General features: G+C 63.8%; 11 protein-coding genes and 2 riboswitches. Of the genes, 8 read left to right on the forward strand and 3 right to left on the reverse strand.

From position 1 onward, the window contains the following. Positions 1 to 301 precede the first annotated feature (301 nt). From PBR20603_RS14640 to PBR20603_RS14675, 8 genes are all read left to right on the forward strand, one after another. Complete coding sequence (locus tag PBR20603_RS14640) at positions 302 to 1,171, forward strand: hypothetical protein (protein ID WP_150560243.1); 870 nt, start codon at positions 302 to 304, stop codon at positions 1,169 to 1,171. Positions 1,172 to 1,321: 150 nt separating this feature from the next. Next, a riboswitch (glycine riboswitch) is annotated at positions 1,322 to 1,418 on the forward strand. An 8-nt stretch (positions 1,419 to 1,426) separates the two neighbouring features. Further along, positions 1,427 to 1,563: riboswitch (glycine riboswitch) on the forward strand. A gap of 137 nt (positions 1,564 to 1,700) precedes the next feature. Further along, the gene (gene gcvT, locus PBR20603_RS14645; RefSeq protein WP_150560244.1) at positions 1,701 to 2,807 is read left to right on the forward strand and encodes a glycine cleavage system aminomethyltransferase GcvT; all 1,107 of its coding nucleotides are present in this window, start codon (positions 1,701 to 1,703) and stop codon (positions 2,805 to 2,807) included. A gap of 69 nt (positions 2,808 to 2,876) precedes the next feature. Continuing rightward, positions 2,877 to 3,260: a glycine cleavage system protein GcvH gene (gene gcvH / locus PBR20603_RS14650; RefSeq protein WP_150560245.1), complete on the forward strand. Its 384-nt coding sequence runs from the start codon at positions 2,877 to 2,879 to the stop codon at positions 3,258 to 3,260. A gap of 101 nt (positions 3,261 to 3,361) precedes the next feature. Next, positions 3,362 to 6,289 carry an aminomethyl-transferring glycine dehydrogenase gene (gene gcvP, locus PBR20603_RS14655; RefSeq protein ID WP_150560246.1) on the forward strand — a complete coding sequence of 976 codons (2,928 nt, stop codon included), beginning with the start codon at positions 3,362 to 3,364 and terminating at the stop codon, positions 6,287 to 6,289. Positions 6,290 to 6,427: 138 nt separating this feature from the next. Then, positions 6,428 to 7,831 carry an L-serine ammonia-lyase gene (locus tag PBR20603_RS14660; protein WP_150560247.1) on the forward strand — a complete coding sequence of 468 codons (1,404 nt, stop codon included), beginning with the start codon at positions 6,428 to 6,430 and terminating at the stop codon, positions 7,829 to 7,831. 227 nt (positions 7,832 to 8,058) lie between these two features. Further along, positions 8,059 to 9,927 (forward strand): hypothetical protein, encoded by a 1,869-nt coding sequence (locus PBR20603_RS14665; protein ID WP_150560248.1) that lies wholly within the window; start codon positions 8,059 to 8,061, stop codon positions 9,925 to 9,927. Positions 9,928 to 10,304: 377 nt separating this feature from the next. Next, entirely contained in the window at positions 10,305 to 11,744 is a 1,440-nt protein-coding gene (locus PBR20603_RS14670) for an alanine/glycine:cation symporter family protein (RefSeq protein ID WP_150560249.1), read from the forward strand. A 252-nt stretch (positions 11,745 to 11,996) separates the two neighbouring features. Further along, entirely contained in the window at positions 11,997 to 13,625 is a 1,629-nt protein-coding gene (locus PBR20603_RS14675; protein WP_150560250.1) for a hypothetical protein, read from the forward strand. A gap of 167 nt (positions 13,626 to 13,792) precedes the next feature. On the opposite strand, the gene PBR20603_RS14680 is transcribed toward PBR20603_RS14675, so the two are convergent. The 3 genes from PBR20603_RS14680 to putA form a co-directional block, all read right to left on the reverse strand. Beyond that, positions 13,793 to 14,935 carry a branched-chain amino acid ABC transporter substrate-binding protein gene (locus PBR20603_RS14680; RefSeq protein ID WP_150560251.1) on the reverse strand — a complete coding sequence of 381 codons (1,143 nt, stop codon included), beginning with the start codon at positions 14,933 to 14,935 and terminating at the stop codon, positions 13,793 to 13,795. Between the two features lie 210 nt (positions 14,936 to 15,145). Further along, complete coding sequence (gene putP, locus PBR20603_RS14685; RefSeq protein ID WP_150560252.1) at positions 15,146 to 16,690, reverse strand: sodium/proline symporter PutP; 1,545 nt, start codon at positions 16,688 to 16,690, stop codon at positions 15,146 to 15,148. Between the two features lie 450 nt (positions 16,691 to 17,140). After that, complete coding sequence (putA, locus tag PBR20603_RS14690) at positions 17,141 to 21,064, reverse strand: trifunctional transcriptional regulator/proline dehydrogenase/L-glutamate gamma-semialdehyde dehydrogenase (RefSeq protein ID WP_150560253.1); 3,924 nt, start codon at positions 21,062 to 21,064, stop codon at positions 17,141 to 17,143. Positions 21,065 to 21,154 lie beyond the last annotated feature (90 nt).

Consider the following 21,154-nt stretch of genomic DNA (forward strand, 5'->3'; position numbering starts at 1 on the left):
CGAAGTTGGCATGCGCCAAGGGGTGGGCAAGTCTATCACGCGAGGTGTGTGCGGCCATGACACGACAGCGGGCCTCGCACGCGGCCACTGTGGGGCCGGCGCGACGCATCGTCGCAGGGGTTGCGCGGCGCGCTGGCGTCGACGTAGACGGGGTGCCTATAATGAAAAACGTTGCCATCGTGGTGAGGCCGCCGTGCAATGTCCAACCTGTGGGACGAACAATGCGCCGCGTGCGCCGTACTGTGAGAAGTGCGGCGCGAAACTCGCGGATGCCGAGCCCGGATTTCGGGATGACCGCCTGGTGGCTGGGGTCGCCGGTGCCGGTGTGCTTGACAGCATGAGCGCGCCGGCGCGCGATGCGCGCGCCGAAACAGCGCAAGCGGTTTTCGCGGCAGACGATACTTCCTCGCGCCGCGGCAAACGCGAGCGCGGCGAATCACCCGGTTGGCTCAATATTGCGCTGGTCCTCGGTACGGCGATTTTCGCTGCCGTCGCGTTGCTCGGGATCTGGTGGAATCTGCGCGCCCCGTATGTCGACCCAGCGCCCCAACCGCCCGGCGGGTTAGCCGTCACGCCTTTCGGTGCCCCCATGAATGCACCGCCTGCGGCCGCGCCGGGCGCCGCCGCCCCAGCAGCGGCCGCAGCGGCCGCACCCGGCAACGCCGAGAGCGAGGTGTCTGCCGCCCTGGCCCGGGCACAAGCGCTGGCGGCGGTCGATGCCGCGGCGTCCGGCGCGGCCGCCGACGTCGCCTCCGCCAGCCAGCCGGCACCGCTCACCGCTTCGGCCGCCACCGCCGCGCTGACCGCTGCCGCTACGGCGATGCCGCCTGCCGCCACCCGCAAGGACGCCTCGGACGACATGATGCAACTGCTCAGCCGTCGCGGCATCGGCGCCAACACGGCACGCCCGGCGGCCAACCCCGACCTCCCTGCGCATTACGACAACAACGACATCGGCCCGGTCGCGGCCGAAGCGCAACGTCAGGCGGCGCCTGCCCCGGTGGCATCGGCGCCCTCGGCGGCCAGCACCGTTGCGGCGGCGCTCGCAAAATGCGAACGCTACCGCTGGTACGAGGTGATTCCGAAGCAGCGATGTGTCTGGGCGGCGTGCAATGGGCGCTGGGGGACGGATGGGTGCCCTGCGGGGGGGAATCGGGGCGAGTCGCATTGAGCCCGAATCACGCGGCGTGCAATCAAAATAGCGAAGGTTTCCGATACTTGCCGGCGGGCGGGAAATGCCCGCCCGGCGCGGCATTACACCGATTCTCGCTCAGGCAGCCTGCGTCAAATTGACAGCCTCCGGCTTTCCCCGTAAAGTGCGCGAGCGTGGTCGGGAGAGCGCACCGGGAAGCACATGCCGGCGCCGCCGAAGGGGTAATACCCACAAACTCTCAGGCATCAAGGACCGTCCGCGCCGAAGGCTTCGCCTTCGATCTCTGGAGAGCGGTTGCGGCGTGCGTGCCACGCGAACAACCCACCGAAGGGGCCGGTAAGCGCGGCATGGCGTACAGCGCGCCACACGCACCGGGCAATCTCTCAGGTACCAAGGACAGAGGGGTCATCTCGCCAACTGGCATTGCGCCGGGCACGTGCATACGCACGCGCCGGACGCGGAAAGTGCCGGTCGTCGAGATGCCCCCTTTTTGCGTTTTCGGACCGTGTTTTCCGAAATCCCTGAACCTTGACGTCCTGAAGCCCCGATGACCGAACTCAAACGTACTCCGCTCAACGATACGCACCGCGCTGCAGGCGCCCGCATGGTCGACTTCGGCGGTTGGGACATGCCTGTGAACTACGGCTCCCAGATCGAAGAGCACAACGCCGTGCGCACCGATGCCGGCATGTTCGACGTCTCGCACATGTGCGTGGTCGATCTGCATGGCCCGAGCTGCCGCGAATTCCTGCGTTTCGCCGTTGCCAACAACGTCGACAAGCTCCAAACGCCGGGCAAGGCGCTTTACACCTGCATGCTCAACCCGAGCGGCGGCGTGATCGACGACCTCATCATCTATTTCATCGCCGAAGACTGGTTCCGGGTCGTGGTGAACGCCGGAACGGCCGACAAGGATCTCGCCTGGCTGGGCCAGCTCAACGCCCACGGCGACTACAGCCTGACGATCACCCCGCGCCGCGATCTCTCGATCGTTGCCGTGCAGGGCCCGAACGCGCGCGCCAAGGTCTGGCAGGCCGTGCCGGGCAGCCAGGCCGTAAGCGAAGCCCTCAAGCCGTTCAACGCCGCGTTTGCCAAGGACACGGCATTCGGCGAGCTGATGATCGCGCGTACGGGCTACACCGGTGAAGACGGCTTCGAAGTCATCGTGAACGCCGACCACGTGGTGGCGCTGTGGAATGCGCTGGTGGCAACGGGCGTGCGTCCGGCCGGGTTGGGCGCGCGCGACACGCTGCGTCTGGAAGCCGGCATGAACCTGTACGGCCAGGACATGGACGACGATGTGTCGCCGCTCGACGCCGGCCTTGCCTGGACGGTCGAGAAGGACAGCGAGCGCACGTTCGTCGGCAAGGATTCGCTGCTCTCGCGCGGCCAGACGTGGCGTTTCGCGGGCCTCGTGCTCGACGGCAAGGGAGGCGTGCTGCGTGCGCATCAGGTCGTGGTGACCGAGGCGGGCGACGGTGAAATCACCAGCGGCACGTTCAGCCCGAGCCTGCAGCAATCGATTGCGTTTGCCCGTCTGCCGAAGGGCGTGCCGGACGGTGCCATCGTCCAGGTGCAAATTCGTGACAAGCAATTGCCCGCACGTGTGGTCAAATTACCGTTCGTGCGTCACGGCAAGGCCGTGGTGGCGTAAGTGCCACGGTGCGGCGACACGAAACACCGATAACCGAATACCCCAAACACTGAATCCCGGAGCGTCAACATGGCGAATATCCCCGATAACCTGAAGTACACCGAGTCCGACGAATGGGCCCGCCTCGAAGCCGACGGCACCGTGACCGTGGGCATTACCGATTTCGCGCAGGAATCCCTGGGCGACATCGTGTTCGTCGAGCTGCCGGATACCGGCCGCACGGTGGCTGCCGACGAGGCGTCGACCGTGATCGAATCGGTCAAGGCGGCCGCAGACGTCCACTCGCCGGTGAGCGGCGAGATCATCGAGACCAACACGGAAGTGTCGGGCTCGCCGGATCTGGTCAACGCCGACGCCTACGGCAACTGGTTGTTCCGCCTGAAGCCGTCGAACGCTGCCGAGCTGGACAAGCTCCTCAACGCCGAGCAGTACGCCAAGAAGATCGGCGGCTGATGCCGGCGGACGGTGCCGCGAGACCTTCGGCTCGCGCGGCACCGTCTGCGTTAGCAACACCCCCGCCGTCACTTGCCGTGATCGAACGAGAGATTTGACCCATGAATGCTTTGACTGACTTGCAGGCACCGCGCCGCTCGCTCGCCGAGCTTGAGCAGCGCGATAATTTTTCCGCGCGCCACATCGGCCCGGATACCCCCGAACAACAAGCGATGCTCGCCGAACTCGGCTATGCTTCGCGCGCCGCACTGATCGACGCCGTCGTTCCCGCGTCGATCCGTCGCGACGGCAGCCAATTTGCCGCGTCGCTCGGCCAGTTCGCCGCACCGAAAACCGAGTCGCAGGCGCTGGCGCAATTGCGCGCGCTCGCCGACCAGAATCAGGTCTTCAAGTCCTTCATCGGTCAGGGCTACTTCAACACGTTCACGCCGGGTGTGATCCTGCGCAACGTGCTCGAGAACCCGGCCTGGTACACGGCCTACACGCCGTATCAGCCGGAAATCTCGCAAGGCCGTCTCGAAGCGCTGCTCAACTACCAGCAGATGATCATCGACATGACGGGGCTGGCGATCGCCAACGCGTCGATGCTCGACGAAGCGACCGCTGCCGCCGAGGCGATGACGCTGGTCAAGCGCACGGGCAAATCGAAGTCGAACACGTTCTTCGTGGCCGACGACGTGCTGCCGCAGACCATCGAAGTGGTGCAAACGCGCGCCAAGCCGCTGGGCATCGAAGTGCAGGTCGGCCCGGTCGCTGCGGCGACCGAAATCGATGCGTTCGGCGTACTGGTGCAATACCCGGGCGTTGGCGGCGACGTGCGCGACTACCGCGCGCTGGCCGACGCGGTCCACGCCAAGGGCGGCATGCTGATCGCCGCCGCCGATCTGCTGTCGCTCACGCTGCTCACGCCGCCGGGCGAATGGGGCGCGGACGTGGCCGTCGGTAACAGCCAGCGCTTTGGCGTGCCGATGGGCTTCGGCGGTCCGCACGCAGCCTATCTGGCAACGCGCGACGAACTCAAGCGTTCGATGCCGGGCCGTCTGGTCGGGGTGTCGGTCGATTCTCAGGGCAAGCCGGCGCTGCGTCTGGCGCTGCAAACGCGCGAGCAACACATTCGCCGCGAGAAGGCCACATCGAACATCTGTACCGCGCAGGCGCTGCTCGCCATCATGGCCAGCATGTACGCCGCATATCACGGCCCGCAAGGGCTGCGCGTCATCGCCGAGCGCGTGCATCGTCTGACGGCCGTGCTGGCCGCGGGCCTCACGACCCTCGGCGCTGCCCCGCGCAACGCGACGTTCTTCGACACGCTGACGGTGCCGGTGGCCGGTCGCGCCGACACCATTCACACGGTGGCGGCGGCACGCCGCTTCAACCTGCGTCGCGAAGATGCCGACACGGTGGGCATCTCGCTTGACGAGACGAGCACGCGCGACGACGTGATTGCGCTGTGGGAAGTGGTGGCCGAAGGGCTCGGCAAGCGCGCAGTCAATCTGGACTTCGACGCCATCGAGGCCACGGTGTCGAACGGTTATCCGGCGGCGCTGGCGCGCCAAAGCCAGTACCTGACGCACCCGGTGTTCAACCGCTATCACTCCGAGCACGAAATGCTGCGCTATCTGCGCAGCCTGTCCGACAAGGATCTGGCGCTCGATCGCACGATGATCCCGCTCGGTTCGTGCACGATGAAGCTCAATGCCACCTCGGAAATGCTGCCGGTGACGTGGCCGGAATTCGGTCAGATTCACCCGTTCGCCCCCACGGAACAAACGGTCGGCTATCGTTCGATGATCGACCAGCTCGAGCAGATGCTGGTGGCTGCCACCGGCTACGCCGCCGTCTCGCTCCAGCCGAATGCCGGTTCGCAGGGGGAGTATGCCGGCCTGCTCATCATTCAGGCGTATCACGCCTCGCGCGGCGAAGCGCATCGCGACATCTGCCTGATTCCCGCTTCGGCTCACGGCACGAACCCGGCATCGGCCCACATGGCTGGCATGCAGGTCGTGGTGGTCGCTTGCGACGCCAACGGCAACGTCGATCTCGCCGATCTGCAGGCGAAGGCAGAACAGCATCGCGACCGTCTGGCCGCGATCATGATGACGTACCCGTCCACGCATGGCGTGTTCGAAGCGGGTGCGCGTCAGATCTGCGAGATCGTGCATGCGAACGGTGGTCAGGTGTACGTCGACGGTGCCAACATGAATGCGATGGTCGGGCTGTGCGCACCGGGCGAATTCGGCGGCGATGTCTCGCACCTGAACCTGCACAAGACGTTCTGCATTCCGCACGGCGGTGGCGGTCCGGGCGTCGGTCCGGTGGCAGTGGGCGCACATCTGGCGCAATTCCTGCCGAATCAGCGCTCGACGGGCTACTCGCGCGACGCCGATGGCATCGGCGCAGTGTCGGCCGCACCGTACGGTTCGGCGTCGATTCTGCCGATCTCGTGGATGTACGTTGCCATGATGGGCGCGCAAGGCCTGACGGCCGCCACCGAAACGGCCATCCTCAACGCGAACTACCTCGCGAAGAAGCTCTCCCCGCACTATCCGGTGCTGTACTCGGGGCCGGGCGGACTGGTCGCGCACGAGTGCATTCTGGATCTGCGCCCGCTCAAGGACACGAGCGGCATCACCGTCGACGACGTTGCGAAGCGCCTGATGGACTTCGGCTTCCACGCCCCGACGATGAGCTTCCCGGTGCCGGGCACGCTGATGATCGAGCCGACCGAGTCGGAATCGAAGCACGAGCTCGATCGCTTCATCGATGCGATGATCGCGATTCGCGAAGAAATCCGTGCCGTGGAAGAAGGCCGTGCTGATCGCGAGGACAACCCGCTCAAGCACGCACCGCACACGGCCGATGTCGTGACGGCGGACGAATGGCCGCACGCCTACGCCCGCAGTCAGGCGGCGTACCCGGTAAAGGCACTGCGCGAGCGCAAGTACTGGCCGCCGGTGGGACGTGCCGATAACGTCTACGGCGACCGGAACCTGTTCTGCGCCTGCGTGCCGATGAGCGACTACGAGTAAAACGTCGCAAATCTCGACAAACGGGGGCTGGCAGAAACATTGCCGGCCCCTTTTTGTCTCTATGGATGTAACGCGGATGCATCAACCTGATGCCATTCGTTGCGTCACAAAAACGTTTCAGACCTTCAGGAAAGCCCCATGGCCGTTTCAGTTTTCGATTTGTTCAAGATCGGTATCGGACCGTCGAGTTCGCATACCGTGGGGCCAATGCGCGCGGCGCTGATGTTTGTGCAGGGATTGGAGCGCGACGGTCTGCTGCCGCAGGTGGCGTCGCTGCGTGCCGAGTTGTACGGCTCGCTGGGCGCCACGGGCAAGGGCCACGGCACCGACAAAGGCGTGCTGCTCGGTTTCATGGGGGAAGCGCCCGATACGGTCGACCCGTCGACGATTGCGCAGCGTCTGGCGGCGCTTCGCCGCGCGAAGGTGCTGTCGATTCTCGGCAAGCACGACGTGCCATTCGTCGAGAAGGAGCACATGGTGTTCTATCGCCGCGAAGCGATGGCCGAGCATCCGAACGGCATGAAGTTCCATGCGTTCGACGGTGCAGGCAACAAGCTGCGCGAAGGGCGATACCTGTCGGTTGGCGGCGGGTTCGTGGTGACGGCGGGGGCGTCGAACGCGCAGGTGCTCGCCGCGCACGACCAATTGCCGTACCCGTTCCGCACGGGCAAGGAACTGCTGGAGATGTGTCGCGCGAGTGGCAAGAGCATCGCCCAGTTGATGTGGGAGAACGAGAAGGTCTGGCACCACGGGGAAAACGCGGAAGAGGATATTCGTCGCGGCCTGCTGAACATCTGGCACGTGATGCAGTCGTGCGTGACGCGCGGTTGCGGTATCGGCAGCGACGAAGCCGACGGCGAACTGCCGGGGCCGCTGCACGTGCGACGTCGTGCGCCGGAGTTGTATCGTCAGCTCACGCAACGTGCCGAGCGTACGTTGTCCGATCCGCTCTCGGTGATGGACTGGGTGAATCTCTACGCGATTGCCGTCAACGAAGAGAACGCTGCGGGCGGACGCGTGGTCACGGCGCCGACAAACGGCGCAGCGGGCATCATCCCGTCGGTACTGCATTATTACGACCGCTTTGTGCACGGCGCGAACGAGCAAGGGGTGATCGACTTCCTGCTGACCGCCGGGGCCATCGGCATTTTGTATAAGCTCAACGCGTCGATTTCCGGGGCGGAAGTCGGTTGTCAGGGCGAAGTCGGCGTGGCGTGTTCGATGGCAGCGGGGGCGCTCGCAGCGGTGCAGGGCGGCACGGTCGAGCAAGTCGAAAACGCGGCCGAGATCGGCATGGAGCACAACCTCGGGCTGACTTGCGATCCGGTCGGCGGGCTGGTGCAGATTCCGTGCATCGAGCGCAACGCGATGGCGTCGGTGAAGGCGGTGAACGCGGCGCGCATGGCATTGCGGGGTGACGGCGCGCACTATGTGTCGCTCGATTCGGTCATCAAAACGATGCGCGAGACCGGTGCCGACATGAAGACGAAATACAAGGAAACGGCGCGTGGCGGACTGGCGGTGAATATCGTGGAGTGCTGAAAGTTCGTTGATTTGATCGTTTTCGGTGTGCAAGCTGCGTGGTGAAAGTCACGCAGCTTTTTCTTTTTGTGATGCTGCTTCCGTATACGTGCCTGCCATCTGCGTTTACCGGGCAAATCCCAACCCTTAATGCCGCGTACTCGCTGAGAATGTCGGCTTTCAACATCGTTGGATCGCCAATGCGTAACGTGAGAAGACATTTGGCGGTTCACAGAAAGGGGAAGGTAATGCGAAGCAGACAGTCCGGCATTTTTCTGGTCTCCGCTGCGGTTGCCGTGGGTGTCGTCGGTATGCTGATTACGTTCTGGGGTGTTCAGCAGGGACGGCAAATGCGCGTCGAGCGCGCAGAGCGAGTCGGTGAGTCGCTCAAGGTCATCGGCAACGCCGTGGAAACGTTCACGGTGAAGCATCATGGAGAGATCGATAAATTGCTCTCTGGTGCGACGCAATCGTTCAGCGTCAATGGCGCAACCTTCACGAAACGCGGAAATCCGAACGCGGGTGGCATGACAGAGATCGTGGGTCTGAATGCGGGCTCACTGATCAAGGCACTCAAACTCTCTGGCGTTGCCGCTACGCCGCCCCGGGGCGTCGGCGAGTATGCGATGCGGGTGTACCGGGTTTGCGACTCTGGCAACGCGTCGTCATGCAGTATCGAGACGCTTACGTACCTGACCGAACCGATAAAGAAGTTGTACTCGTCGGAGCCGGATCTCAATCTGGCGGCAGTCGCCGCAAAGCAGATGGGGGTCTATGGTGGCCTGTCGACGGTCGATAACGCGGGGCAATTCCGATTTGTCGAACAGGTCGAAGGGGCACTCCCGGTGGCGAACCCGCTGCAACGTCCCGGGTTGATTGCCATGCGCGGCGGCTCTCAAACGAAGGATCTGAATAATGCCGTCTCGCGAGACGGCTCGCGGGCGATGACGGGGGATCTGAATTTCAAGGATCCGGGCACGTCGCAGAAATACAGCATCGTGGGGGTTCGGGACATCAAAGCCGAGGGTGCGATGGACGTTGGCCAGATCACCATCGCGAGCAAGGCCGTGGCCAGCGAGATGGATGCCGCGACGCTGACGACAAAATCCCTGACGACCAGCGGGCCGTCGAAGTTTGGCGGTGAGCTGAATATGGGGAAGAAGGACGTTCGGAACGCAAAGACGATCGAGGCGCAGGAAGTTAAGTCCAAGCGACTTCGCTCAACGTCCGGCATCGTGGAACTCAATGAGGTGCAATCGGCGAACGAGTCATGCAACGGCTCGGGTATTGCCGTGGACGGCGCGGGCAAGGTCTTGTCGTGTCAGCCCGATGTCAAGAGCCCGACCGGAAGACTGTGGAAGCTCTCGGGCACGCCCAGTTCCAAGGAGGATGTGCCGTCGGAAGTGGTGGGAGACATTGCCAAGGAAATCATCACCGATATGGTCCTCGTCGGCGTGGAGCGGGGGGAGTCCTGGTCGATCTGGAAGCTACCCGTGTATGGCGTCGCCTCACTGGGCGGCGCGAGTTATCGGCCGGCCCTGCAAGGGTACTCGGCTTCGAATACGGTGATTTGCGGATTTGCGTCTCAGGCCGAACGCGAGGTTACGCGCCAGTGGCGTCAGCACGAACCGAAACTGACGCGGGATAGTTCGGGAACCTACACGCTCGCGGGGGCAAGCCGATACCCGTTGTTATGTCTGACGCGCGACAGGCAAACACCGGTATTCGAGGTCGACAGGACTTTCGAGATCACTGCCACGCGTTACCGCAGCCATCAAGTCGAATTCGAGCGGCTTCTCGCAGACATCATGCTGGGCGGTTACACGACAAATCAGGTCCAGGCCCACGCCATCGGGAAAATGGAATGGACCGTGACGGACATCGAACGCTTCGGGGAAGGCTACGGATACGTGGTCAAGGGGGCGCGGTCATGCAATGTGGAAACGTTCTTTAAAGACAGCAGAGGCATGGAATACGATCGCCACGCTGTGACGACAGAGGCGCATCGCGAAGGGGTGCATGTCCGGTATTCGCTGGGGGACCATGAGCACATGCGAGCGACATGCCGATTCGATTCTGCTCAAGACGTACGTGACGCGGGTTTTGATGAGGTGTGACGAGACGCATAGCGCGACACGTTCGCTCGAACGCATGACGGCGCGGCTTCGCGTCCGCGAGACCGGAAGGTGTCGGCCGAGTCCGTCACGTGATCCGGGACCACAGCGGCAGGCCGCCTGTGTTTGCCATGCGAACATCCGTGAATGACATAGGAACGACACATTCCTTCGCTAACCTGCTTGGCGATGTCTCCTTGCCTTGTCTTTGAGCCGCGCGGCGTTTGCCGGGCGGCTTTTTTCTTGTCGAACGATTGCGTATAGGAATTGACGGAAAGTTCTGGTGCTTTCTATCGCACTGGGTCAAATCTTGAGATTCTTCGTCGCTTGTCCCCTGTTTTCGAGGGGCTTACGAGTCGTTGCGACAGGAGACGCGTGACATGGAGAGTTGGCTCAAGCCGTTGGTCGATGTCGTGGGCGGGGTGCTTTCGGGATACCCGCTGGTGATCGCCTTGCTGGGGGCGGGTTTGTATTTCACCATCCGATTCGGCGCAATTCAGATTCGCGCGCTCTGGCATAGCATCTGCCTGCTGCGCTCCTCGGGCACCACCTCGGGCATCTCGCCGTTTCAGGCCTTTGCCACGGGATTGGCGAGCCGTGTCGGGACTGGCAACATCGCTGGGGTGGCGGTCGCGCTGACCATCGGCGGACCGGGCGCCATTTTCTGGATGTGGATGACGGCGCTGCTCGGCATGGCGTCGGCGTTCGTTGAATCGACGCTCGCGCAAATCTTCAAGATTCCGCACCACGACAACACCTTCCGCGGTGGTCCGGCGTACTACATCCAGATGGGTCTCGGCTCGCGAAAATTCGGCATCCTCTTTGCGCTGGCGCTGCTGTTCACCTTCGGCTTCGCACTCAACTCCGTGCAGTCGCACTCGATTGCCGAAGCGCTCGAGGCGTCGTTCGGCTGGGAGCGCACATGGATCGGCATTGCCTTGGTATTGATGACGGCGCCGATCATCTATGGCGGCGTGCGACGCGTCGCGCGCTTTGCACAATGGATCGTGCCGGTGATGGCGATCGCCTATCTCGGACTTGCCGTGTACATCTGTATCGTGAACATCGATCAGATTCCCGGCATGATCGCGATGATCCTGCGTCACGCGTTTGGGCTTGAGCCCGCCGCAGGCGGCATCGCCGGTTATGTCGTGAGTCAGGCGGTGTTGATGGGCGTGAAGCGCGGTCTTTTCTCCAACGAAGCGGGCATGGGCAGCGCGCCCAACGCGGCCGCAGTGGCGACGACCCGGCATCCGGTGCAGCAAGGGCTGATGCAGATGCTCGGCGTATTCTTCGACACGATCGTCGTATGTTCGGCTACGGCATTCATGATTCTGCTCTCCGGCCAGTTCATACCGGGTGCCGCGCCGGAAGGGGCTGTGCTCACACAACGCGCACTGGCGGCGCATGTGGGCAATTGGGCGGTCATTTTTACCGGCATCACCGTGTTCTTCCTCGCTTACTCGAGCGTGCTGGGCAACTACGCGTATGCCGAAGTGAATATGGATTACCTGACGCAACGTCCGTGGCTTCTCAATATCTTCCGTGCGCTGGTGCTGCTGGCGGTGATGCTGGGCTCCGTTGCCAGCCTGCCGTTGGTGTGGAGCTTCGCGGACGTGGGCACGGCTCTGATGGCATTCATCAATCTGATCGCCATTGGCATGCTGATGAAGTATGCGTTGATCGCGTGGCGTGACTATCAGACGCAACGCAAGGCGGGCATTGCCGAGCCGGTCTTCACGCGCGACGTGTTGCCTCCGGAGATGCAGGCGCGTTTGTCAAAGGATGTGTGGTGCGCCGAGCGTGGTGGTGAACGCTGACAACGGCCCTGTATAACAGGCGCCATTCAGTTTTCGTCGTGGTTCGAAAGATGAAGAACCGCGTGACCTGAGTCATGCGGTTTTTCATTTCGGGTCTGCGCTTCTGGATTTGCTGTCACGCATGGAGGGTTAACCGGCATTTCCCAATCCTCTCGCGTGCGACCTCACTGACAATGCCAACTTTCAACGATCTCGCAATCGCCAGCCTGTGATGCTGCGTGTTTGCCGGACGACTCCAAAGGGGGCGCATCAATGCGAAGAAACCAATCAGGCATCTTTCTCGTCTCTGCTGCCGTTGCGATTGCTGTCGTCGGCATGCTGGTTACGTTCTGGGGGGTGAATCAGATGCGCCAGATGCGCGTCGAGCGGGCAGAGCGCGTTGGGCACGGACTCAAGATTATCGGCAACGCAGCCGATACGTTCGTCGCGAAGCACTACAAGGAACTCGCGGAGCTGCTTTCGACGCCCGGTAAAACCTGGACCCTCAAAGGTCATACGTTTACCAACGCGCCTCCTTCCTCGTCGTTCGGCTACGCGCACGTCGGAAATCTCGACGCAGCCGCGCTCATCAAGGTGCTGGATATTTCAGGCGCGGGAAGCAAGCCGCCGCACGGCCTGGGCGACTATGACATTCGGGTATATCGGAAATGCGATCGGGAGAACCCGCCGAATTGTCAGATCAACTCGCTGACCTATCTCACGGAACCGGCAAAGCTCGCTTATTCGTCATCGCCCGATTACGCGTTCGCTGCGATTGTCGCGAAGACAGTCGGTGTGTACGGTGGGACGTCCATGATGGACAAGCCGCAGGAATTTCGATTTGTCGACGAGAAAATGCAGCCGATTCCTGAAGCGGTTCCGAATCCGCTGGGAAAGCCGGGATTGGTCGCCATGCGCGGCGGCTATCTGACGCACAGTCTGGACGTCAACGTCAGGCGCGATGGATCGCGCAACATCACGGGCGACCTGGACTTCGAGAACGGCAATACGCACCAAAGTATCAAAGGGATCAAGAACATCGTCGGCGTGGGAAAGCTCAGCATGAGCGAGCTTGAGATCGCGGGCAAAGCCACCGTGAAAGGTCCGCTCCATCTGAGCGACGATTCAGGCCGGAACCGGCAAGACATTGTCGGGGCGCGCAATATCGAAGGCGACGGCACGCTGACGATGAAAGGCATTGAAGTGGAGGGGGCGATGGTGTCGGGCAACGCGACGATCAGCGGTCAATTGACCGCGAAACGCGGAGCGACCGTCGAAGGCGCGCTGAGGATGCAAAGCAACAACATCGAGGGCGCGGGGCACGTGAAGGCGGATAGATTTCAATCCAACTCGGGCGTGATTCGGCTGGATCGATCCAGCGAACAGAATGCGTCTTGTCAGCCCGGCGAGATCGGGCGGGACGGCAGCGGCAAGATGCTCTCCTGCCAGAACTCCGATAGGGGTTGGACATGGCAACTGGCTCGCACTACCGAGGTCGTCACCAAAGTCGTACACAAAGAGGTCGAACGAATCGTGGAAAAAGATAGACCGCTCGTCATGGCCAAATGGACCCAGACACACGGCAATTGCAACGGCTATAAAAAGATCGTAGGGAGCAGTTGGCGCTGGAGCGGATGGTACGGGAAGATTCCCGGCGCGCAGTTCTGCACCATCGTTTCAAGAGGATGGTGTAACGCATCCACTTTTGGATACTCCGACAAAGCGGGCGTGTACAACGTTGGCGAGAAGGGCCGGCCGGTCGCCATCGGTGGTACGCCGTACGCTGAATTCGGGAACACCTACGGCGAGCTGATTTGTGCCTTCAAATCAAATGAGGATGCGCGCGCGCAAGGCTTTACGCTTTGCGACGAACGAACACAGAACTGCCAACTGAATTTCTGACGGCGCTTGGCATACTCGTCCCATGCCTCTGCTTTTTGCGCTGGCCGTTCGCCCTCGTCTGACTTGAGGCGCGATCGAGATGGCGCGGCGGCAGATCTCAAACACAAGGGCCGGTGAGTCACCTCACCGGCCCTTGTTGATGGTGCTGCTATCGAAGCGTCGTCAACTTACTTGCCGCCGACGGTCTCCAGCACGGTCCACTTGCCGTCGACCACCTTATAGACGGTGATCGAGCCGTACTTCAGATCGCCCACGCTGTCGTAAGCCAGCTCGCGCGTGGTCACGCCCGGCATGCTCGTCTTGGCCAGCACCGGCAGATACTTCGCCGGATCGGTCGAGTTGGCCTTCTTCATGGCCGACATCATCGCCATTGCGCCGTCATAGGCGTAGGGCGAGTACGTCTCCGGGGCGCTGCCGAACTTGGCCTTGTAGCGCGACTCGTACGCGGCACCGCCGGGCATTTTGTCGAGCGGCAGACCTGCAAGCGAGACGACCGAGCCGTTGGCGGCGTCGCCGGCGATCTTCAGGAACGCATCCGACTTGACCATTTCACCGGCCATCAGCGTGCTCTTCATGCCCAGTTCGCGCATTTGCTTGGCGAGCGGGCCGGCTTGCGCGTCGGCGCCGCCGTAGAAGATCACGTCCGGATTGGCGCGCTTCAGGTTGGTCAGAATGGCGCGGAAGTCCACGGCCTTGTCGTTGGCGAACTCGCGGCGCACGATCTTGCCGCCCGCAGCCTTGGCAGCCTTCTCGAACTCGTCGGCCAGACCCTGACCGTAGGCGGTGCGGTCGTCGACGATGGCGATGTTCTTGAAGCCCAGTTTCTTGACGGCGAAATTACCGACGACCGAACCCTGCTGGATGTCCGAAGTCATCATGCGGAACGTCGTCTTGAAACCCTGCTTGGTGTATTCCGGTGCCGTCGCCATGGCGATTTCGGGGATACCGGCCTGTGCGTAGATGCGCGATGCCGGGATCGTGGTGCCGGAGTTGAAGTGGCCGAGCATGCCCTTGACGCCCGTGTCGACCAGCTTCTGCGCGACCAGCGAACCCTGACGCGGGTCGGCCTGATCGTCTTCGGCCTGCAACACGAACTTCACCGGCTTGCCTTCGATGGTCGGCTTGGTGGCGTTGTATTCGTCAACGGCGAGCTGGATGCCGTTCTGCATGTCCTTGCCGTAGTGCGCCTGGGCGCCCGTGAGCGGAGCGGCAAAACCCAGCTTCACTTCCTGCGCCTGTTGCGCACCGGCGGTGCCGAACGCGAGCAGACCCGCGAGCGCGACTGCGCTGAGCGTAAGCTTCGATTGCATCAACCCTCTCCTTGCATGTGTATGTCGTTGAGCGGCGTACCTGCGGGATCGCCGCGGTACACCTTTTCGTGGAACGCCGTCGAGACCAGGCCGGTCAGGCCTGTGGCGGCATCAATCGCAATCAAACGCATAATGCGTCCGACGCGGCAGTATTGGATGGCTGCGCGCGCCGGTCAAGAGGGACATATTCCGATAGATGGTGCTACCGGCTTATGGCGAAGGTTGCGCCGCCGGGGTGCCGGTGCTACCCGGTCCGTCCGTGCCGCCTTGCCGGATCTGGCGCAGGGCGGTTTCGGCGGCCGCGTAGCGCTCAAGTACGTCCGCACCGGGGGCGCGGTCGAGGCGGCTCACACCGATGAGCGCCAGACCGCCCAGCACAAAGCCCGGCAGGATTTCGTACAGATCCCACCAGCCGAACTGCTTCCAGATCAGCACAGTGGCCGCGCCCACGACAATGCCTGCGAGCGCCCCGTTACGCGTGACGCGGGGCCACAACAGTGTGGCCAGCACCAGCGGACCGAAGGCCGCCCCGAAGCCCGCCCATGCGTAGCTCACCATGCCGAGCACGCGGCTTTCCGGATCGAGCGCCAGCAGCACGGCGACAACCGCGACGGTGAGCACCATCGCCCGGCCGATCCAGACGAGACGGCGCTGGCTGACGGGCCCGCGCGCAAAGGTCTTGTACAGGTCTTCCGTGAGCGCACTGGCGCACACCAGCAGTTGGCACGACAACGTACTCATGACGGCCGCCAGAATCGCCGCCAGCAGCACACCCGCGAGCCACGGTGTGAAGAGTTGCGTCGTCAGCGCCATGAAGATCGTTTCCGGGTTCGCCGCCACGCCCGCGCCGAGGTCCGGCCGTGCACTGTAGAAGGCCAGCCCGAAGAAGCCCACCGCCACGGCGCCAGTCAGGCACAGCACCATCCATGTCATGCAGATGCGGCGTGCCTGCGGAATCGCGGCCGCCGAGCGCGCCGCCATGAATCGCACGAGGATGTGCGGCTGGCCGAAGTAGCCGAGACCCCAGGCAAGCATCGAGATGACGCCAATGGGCGCGAGATCCCCGAACCAGTCGGTGTGTGCGGGGTGTACGGCCGTCACGGCGTCGACCGCTGCGGCCGGGCTGCCGTCGAGCGCAATCACGGCAATCGGGGTGACGACCAGCGCGGCAAACATCAGCGAGGCCTGCACCGTATCTGTCCAGCTCACCGCGAGGAAGCCGCCGATGAACACGTAGGCGATGGTCGCCACGGCGCCGATCCACAGCGCCGTGTGGTACTCGAGGCCGAACATCGTCTCGAACAGACGTGCGCCGGCGACCACGCCCGACGCGCAATAGATCGTGAAGAAGATCAGAATCACGAGCGCCGTGACGATGCGCAACACATGGCTGCGGTCGCCGAAGCGCTGTGTGAGGTACTCGGGCAGGGTCAGCGCATTGCCGCAGACCTCCGTGTGTACGCGCAGGCGCGCAGCCACGAGACGCCAGTTGGCCCACGCGCCGATCGCGAGGCCAATGGCGATCCAGACGCCGGACAGGCCGCCCACGTAAATGGCGCCTGGCAGGCCAAGCAGCAACCAGCCGCTCATGTCGGACGCACCTGCGGAGAGCGCGGTGACGAAACTGCCGAGGCGGCGTCCGCCGAGGATGTAGTCGGAGAGATTGTTGGTGGAGCGATAGCCGAGCCACCCGATCACCAGCATCAATAGCAGATACACGGTGAAGGACACCGCAGTGGGATTCCAAAGGGACATGTAGCCTCCTTGAGCGTCGGTGTCACGCGCGTCGGGCACATCTCCCGGCATGACGAAAGAGGTTGCAACGCGGGACGACGACTGCTGTGGCCGGCGATACGTGTCGCCGGCACGGGTTAACGGCGCTCACCGCGCAAAAGCGGTGAGACGCGTGAGATGTCGGGGGCGGGCGCGAAGATACCGCGAATGCGCTCAATGCGCGTAACTACGGGAGATGCGGCGGGGCGCGGAAGGCGGGGAGAGGGGCGAGCGAGGGGGGCTTGCCATCAACGAATCGCGGCCGCCAATGTCCCGAAACACAGGACATTAGCGGCCGCGAGGTGCAGCGCGATGCCGACGACAGGGGGTGTGATCGGCGAGGCAGGCCGTCAGATTTAGGACGAATCCAACAGGATGCTTCGCCAGACCTGACGGCCTGCCTCGATCAACGGACCCCGAGTCGGTCGATGGTCAGCCGATGGTCATGAGGTTGGCGTTACCCCCTGCAGCAGCCGTATTGACGGACACCGAGCGCTCGCAAAGCAGGCGCTCCAGCGCGTAGTCGTCACCGGCAGCCAGTGCCTCGGGCGCGAGGCCCTGCACCGACAGGATCGGACCGTTGCGGGTGGCGATGCGACGGTTCAGGGCAAGCAACTCGTCGCTGTCGCCTTCGAACAGCACGGCGGCGAGCGACGCCTCAGCGGCGGCGTCCACACCGGCGGCCAGCACCGAGGCGCGGCCTTTGAGCGCGGCGGGCAGGGTGCTCACCAGATCACGGGCGGCGGCGCTGTCGCTGAAGACGGCGTTGTTGCCCGTCGCCAGCACGGCAGCCAGTTGCGTGCGCGCGCCGAGCGGCGTGGCGGCCACACACAGCACCGGGCCGCGCGGCTCCAGACCGTAGGTGTTGCGCTCGCCGGTCGGTCCCGGGAGGACGGCGGTAGCGTCGAGGGCCGACGTCGCCAGATAACGGTCGACGCGATCGATCGCGGCCGCGCGGTCCGCCGTGTTGTCCTTGGCGTGCAGCCAGTCGCGGTAGCTCACCAGCGGCGAGAGCGCGGCTTCGTTGCGATGGAGTTCCGGGGCCAGCGCGGCCGGACGCATCGCGAGCAGACGCGGCAGATACATCGGACCGCCTGCTTTCGGACCCGTCCCAGACAGACCTTCGCCGCCAAACGGTTGCACGCCGACCACGGCGCCGATCACGTTCCGGTTCACGTAGACGTTGCCGACATGGGCGCGCTCGGTTACGTAGGCGATGGTTTCATCGATACGTGTGTGTACGCCGAACGTCAGGCCGTAGCCGGTGCCGTTGATCTGATCGAGCAGCTTGTCGAGTTGCGCGCGCTTGAAGCGGATTACGTGCAGCACCGGGCCGAAGACTTCGCGTTGCAGTGCCTTCAGATCGGTCAGCTCGATGAGCGTCGGCGGCACGAACGTGCCGTGGCGGGCGGCGTCCGGCAGCGTCAGTTGCTCGACGGGGAAGCCCTTGGCGCGCATCTGTTCGATGTGGTGGTTGATGCCGCTCTGGGCTTCGGCGTCGATCACCGGGCCGACGTCGATCGCCAGTCGATCCGGGTTGCCGATGGCCAGCTCCTGCATCGCGCCCTTGAGCATGTGCAGGGTCTTATCGGCGATGTCGTCCTGCAGGCACAGCACACGCAGTGCCGAGCAGCGTTGACCGGCCGAATCGAAGGCCGAGGCGAGCACGTCGTACACGACCTGTTCGGGCAGCGCCGACGAGTCCACGATCATCGCGTTCTGACCGCCGGTCTCGGCGATCAGCGGAATCGGACGGCCGTTGGCGTCGAGGCGTTCGGCCAGCGTGCGCGCAATAATGCGGGCCACTTCCGTCGAGCCGGTGAACATGACGGCCTTGATGCGAGCGTCGGCCACGAGCGCGGCGCCCACGGTCTCACCCGTACCCGGCAGCAGTTGCAGCGCGCCTGCCGGAACGCCGGCGGCCTGCATCAGGCGAACGGCTTCGGCGGCGATGAGCGGCGTCTGCTCGGCCGGTTTGGCGATGACCGGGTTACCGGCGGCGAGGGCGGCAGCGACCTGACCCACGAAGATCGCGAGCGGGAAGTTCCACGGGCTGATGCACAGCACCGGACCCAGCGGGCGGTGCGTGTCGTTGGAGAAGCCCTGACGGATCTGCGCGGCGTAGTAGCGCAGGAAATCGACGGCTTCGCGAACTTCGGCCACGGCGTTGGGCAGCGACTTGCCCGCTTCGCGCACACACAGCCCCATGAGCGTGGGCATATGGGCTTCGAGCAGGTCGGCCGAGCGCATCAGGCAGTCGGCACGCGCTTCGACCGGCGTGGCTTGCCAGATCGGGGCGGCAGCCACCGCGTGCGCGAGTGCCGCTTCCACGTCTGCCGAGGTGGCTTCGATGACCTGACCGACGACATCGCGCAGATCGGCTGGATTACGCACGGCACGCGGCGAGCCCGTGGTGCGTTCGCCATCGGCGAGCAGCGGGGCGGCGCGCCACTGCGTGCCCGCGCTCGCGAGCAAGGCCGACGACAGCGAGGCAAGACGGTGTTCGTTCGACAGATCGAAGCCCGACGAATTGGCCCGCGACGGGCCGTACAGATCGCGCGGCAGCGGAATCTTGGCGTGCGGCGCACCGAGCGGTTGCACCTTCTCGGCTTCCGAAATCGGATCGGCGATCAGCTCGTCGACGCTGATGGTTTCGTCCGCAATGCGGTTCACGAACGACGTGTTGGCGCCGTTCTCGAGCAAACGGCGCACGAGGTAGGCGAGCAGCGTTTCGTGCGTGCCGACCGGCGCGTACACGCGGCACGGGCGTGCGAGCTTGCCCGAGGCGATGGGGCCGACGACTTCCTCGTAGAGCGGCTCGCCCATGCCGTGCAGGCACTGGAATTCGTACTGGCCCGGGTAGTAGTTGTTGCCCGCGAGGTGATAGATCGCCGAGAGCGTGTAGGCGTTGTGCGTGGCGAACTGCGGGTAGATCGCATCCGGCACGGCGAGCAGCTTCTTCGCGCAGGCGAGGTACGACACATCGGTGTAGATCTTGCGCGTGTAGACCGGATAGCCTTCGAGGCCGTCGACCTGCGCGCGCTTGATTTCCGTATCCCAGTACGCGCCCTTGACCAGACGCACCATGATGCGGTGACGGCTGCGGCGTGCCAGATCGATGATGAAGTCGATCACGAACGGGCAGCGCTTCTGATATGCCTGCACCACGAAACCGATACCGTTCCAGCCGGCCAGTTCCGGGTCGAAACACAGTGCCTCGAGCAGATCGAGCGAGATTTCGAGGCGATCGGCTTCTTCGGCGTCGATATTCAGGCCGATGTCATACGAGCGGGCCAGCTTGGCGAGCGCCTGCACGCGCGGCAGCAGCTCCGCGACCGCGCGCTCGTGCTGGCTGCGCGAATAGCGCGGATGCAGGGCCGAGAGCTTGATCGAGATACCCGGACCTTCATAGATGCCGCGCCCGGCAGAGGCTTTGCCGATCGCATGGATGGCTTGCTCGTAGCTCGCGTAGTAGCGCTGGGCGTCTTCTTCGGTCGTGGCCGCTTCGCCGAGCATGTCGTACGAGTAGCGGAAGCCCTGGGCTTCGTACTTGCGGCTGTTGGCGAGGGCTTCGGAGATCGTTTCGCCTGTCACGAACTGCTCGCCCATCAGGCGCATGGCCATGTCCACGCCCTTGCGGATGAGCGGCTCGCCGCCACGGCCGATCAGGCGCGTGAGGGCCTTGGTGAGACCGGCCTCGCTGGTGGTGGTGACGAGCTTGCCGGTGATCATCAGGCCCCAGGTGGCGGCGTTGACGAACATCGACGGCGAGTTGCCCATGTGGGCGTGCCAGTCACCCTTGCTGATCTTGTCGCGAATCAGGGCGTCGCGCGTGGCCTTGTCGGGAATGCGCAGCAGGGCTTCGGCAAGGCACATGAGCGCCACGCCTTCCTGGCTGGACAGCGAGAATTCGTGAATCAGGCCCTCTACACCGCCGCCGGTGCTCTTGCCGCGCAGGGCGACGACGAGCTTGCGGGCGAGGTCCGATGCCGATGTGGCCGTCGCCGGGGCCAGCTTGGCCTGTCCGACGAGCACGGGCACGCACTCAGGCTCCGGACGGCGGTAAGCCGCCGTGATCGCCGCGCGCAGCACCGACTGCGGTTGTACGTTCTGCGCGAACTCGAGGAACGGGTGCGGCACCGTGTCGTCACCTGCATGGCCGTCGATCACCTCGGTGCCGGACTGGGTTGCGCCGCTCAACTCGGGCGGCAGCGCGCCGCTCTCGATACGCTCCAGATAGGCGAAGATGGCCTGTTTGATGAGCCAGTGCGGCGTGCGCTCGATTTGCTGGGCGGCCGTCTTGAGCCGGGTGCGCAGGACGTCGTCGACCTTGACGCCAAGAGTGGTGTTTGCCATGGAAGGGTTACCTGATGACGCGAAAACGTGACACCCATAGCGGGTGAATTGCGGCATCGTAACCGGGTTTCAAAAGAGGTGCAACCAGAG

Source organism: Pandoraea bronchicola (assembly GCF_902459805.1).
GTDB classification, from domain to species: Bacteria; Pseudomonadota; Gammaproteobacteria; order Burkholderiales; family Burkholderiaceae; genus Pandoraea; species Pandoraea bronchicola.

Coding starts and splice junctions, on each gene's coding strand:
- gcvT (WP_150560244.1), top strand. CDS start 1,701: ATGACCGAACTCAAACGTACTCCGCTCAACGATACGCACCGCGCTGCA.
- gcvH (WP_150560245.1), top strand. CDS start 2,877: ATGGCGAATATCCCCGATAACCTGAAGTACACCGAGTCCGACGAATGG.
- gcvP (WP_150560246.1), top strand. CDS start 3,362: ATGAATGCTTTGACTGACTTGCAGGCACCGCGCCGCTCGCTCGCCGAG.
- PBR20603_RS14660 (WP_150560247.1), top strand. CDS start 6,428: ATGGCCGTTTCAGTTTTCGATTTGTTCAAGATCGGTATCGGACCGTCG.
- PBR20603_RS14665 (WP_150560248.1), top strand. CDS start 8,059: ATGCGAAGCAGACAGTCCGGCATTTTTCTGGTCTCCGCTGCGGTTGCC.
- PBR20603_RS14670 (WP_150560249.1), top strand. CDS start 10,305: ATGGAGAGTTGGCTCAAGCCGTTGGTCGATGTCGTGGGCGGGGTGCTT.
- PBR20603_RS14675 (WP_150560250.1), top strand. CDS start 11,997: ATGCGAAGAAACCAATCAGGCATCTTTCTCGTCTCTGCTGCCGTTGCG.
- PBR20603_RS14680 (WP_150560251.1), bottom strand. CDS start 14,935: ATGCAATCGAAGCTTACGCTCAGCGCAGTCGCGCTCGCGGGTCTGCTC.
- putP (WP_150560252.1), bottom strand. CDS start 16,690: ATGTCCCTTTGGAATCCCACTGCGGTGTCCTTCACCGTGTATCTGCTA.
- putA (WP_150560253.1), bottom strand. CDS start 21,064: ATGGCAAACACCACTCTTGGCGTCAAGGTCGACGACGTCCTGCGCACC.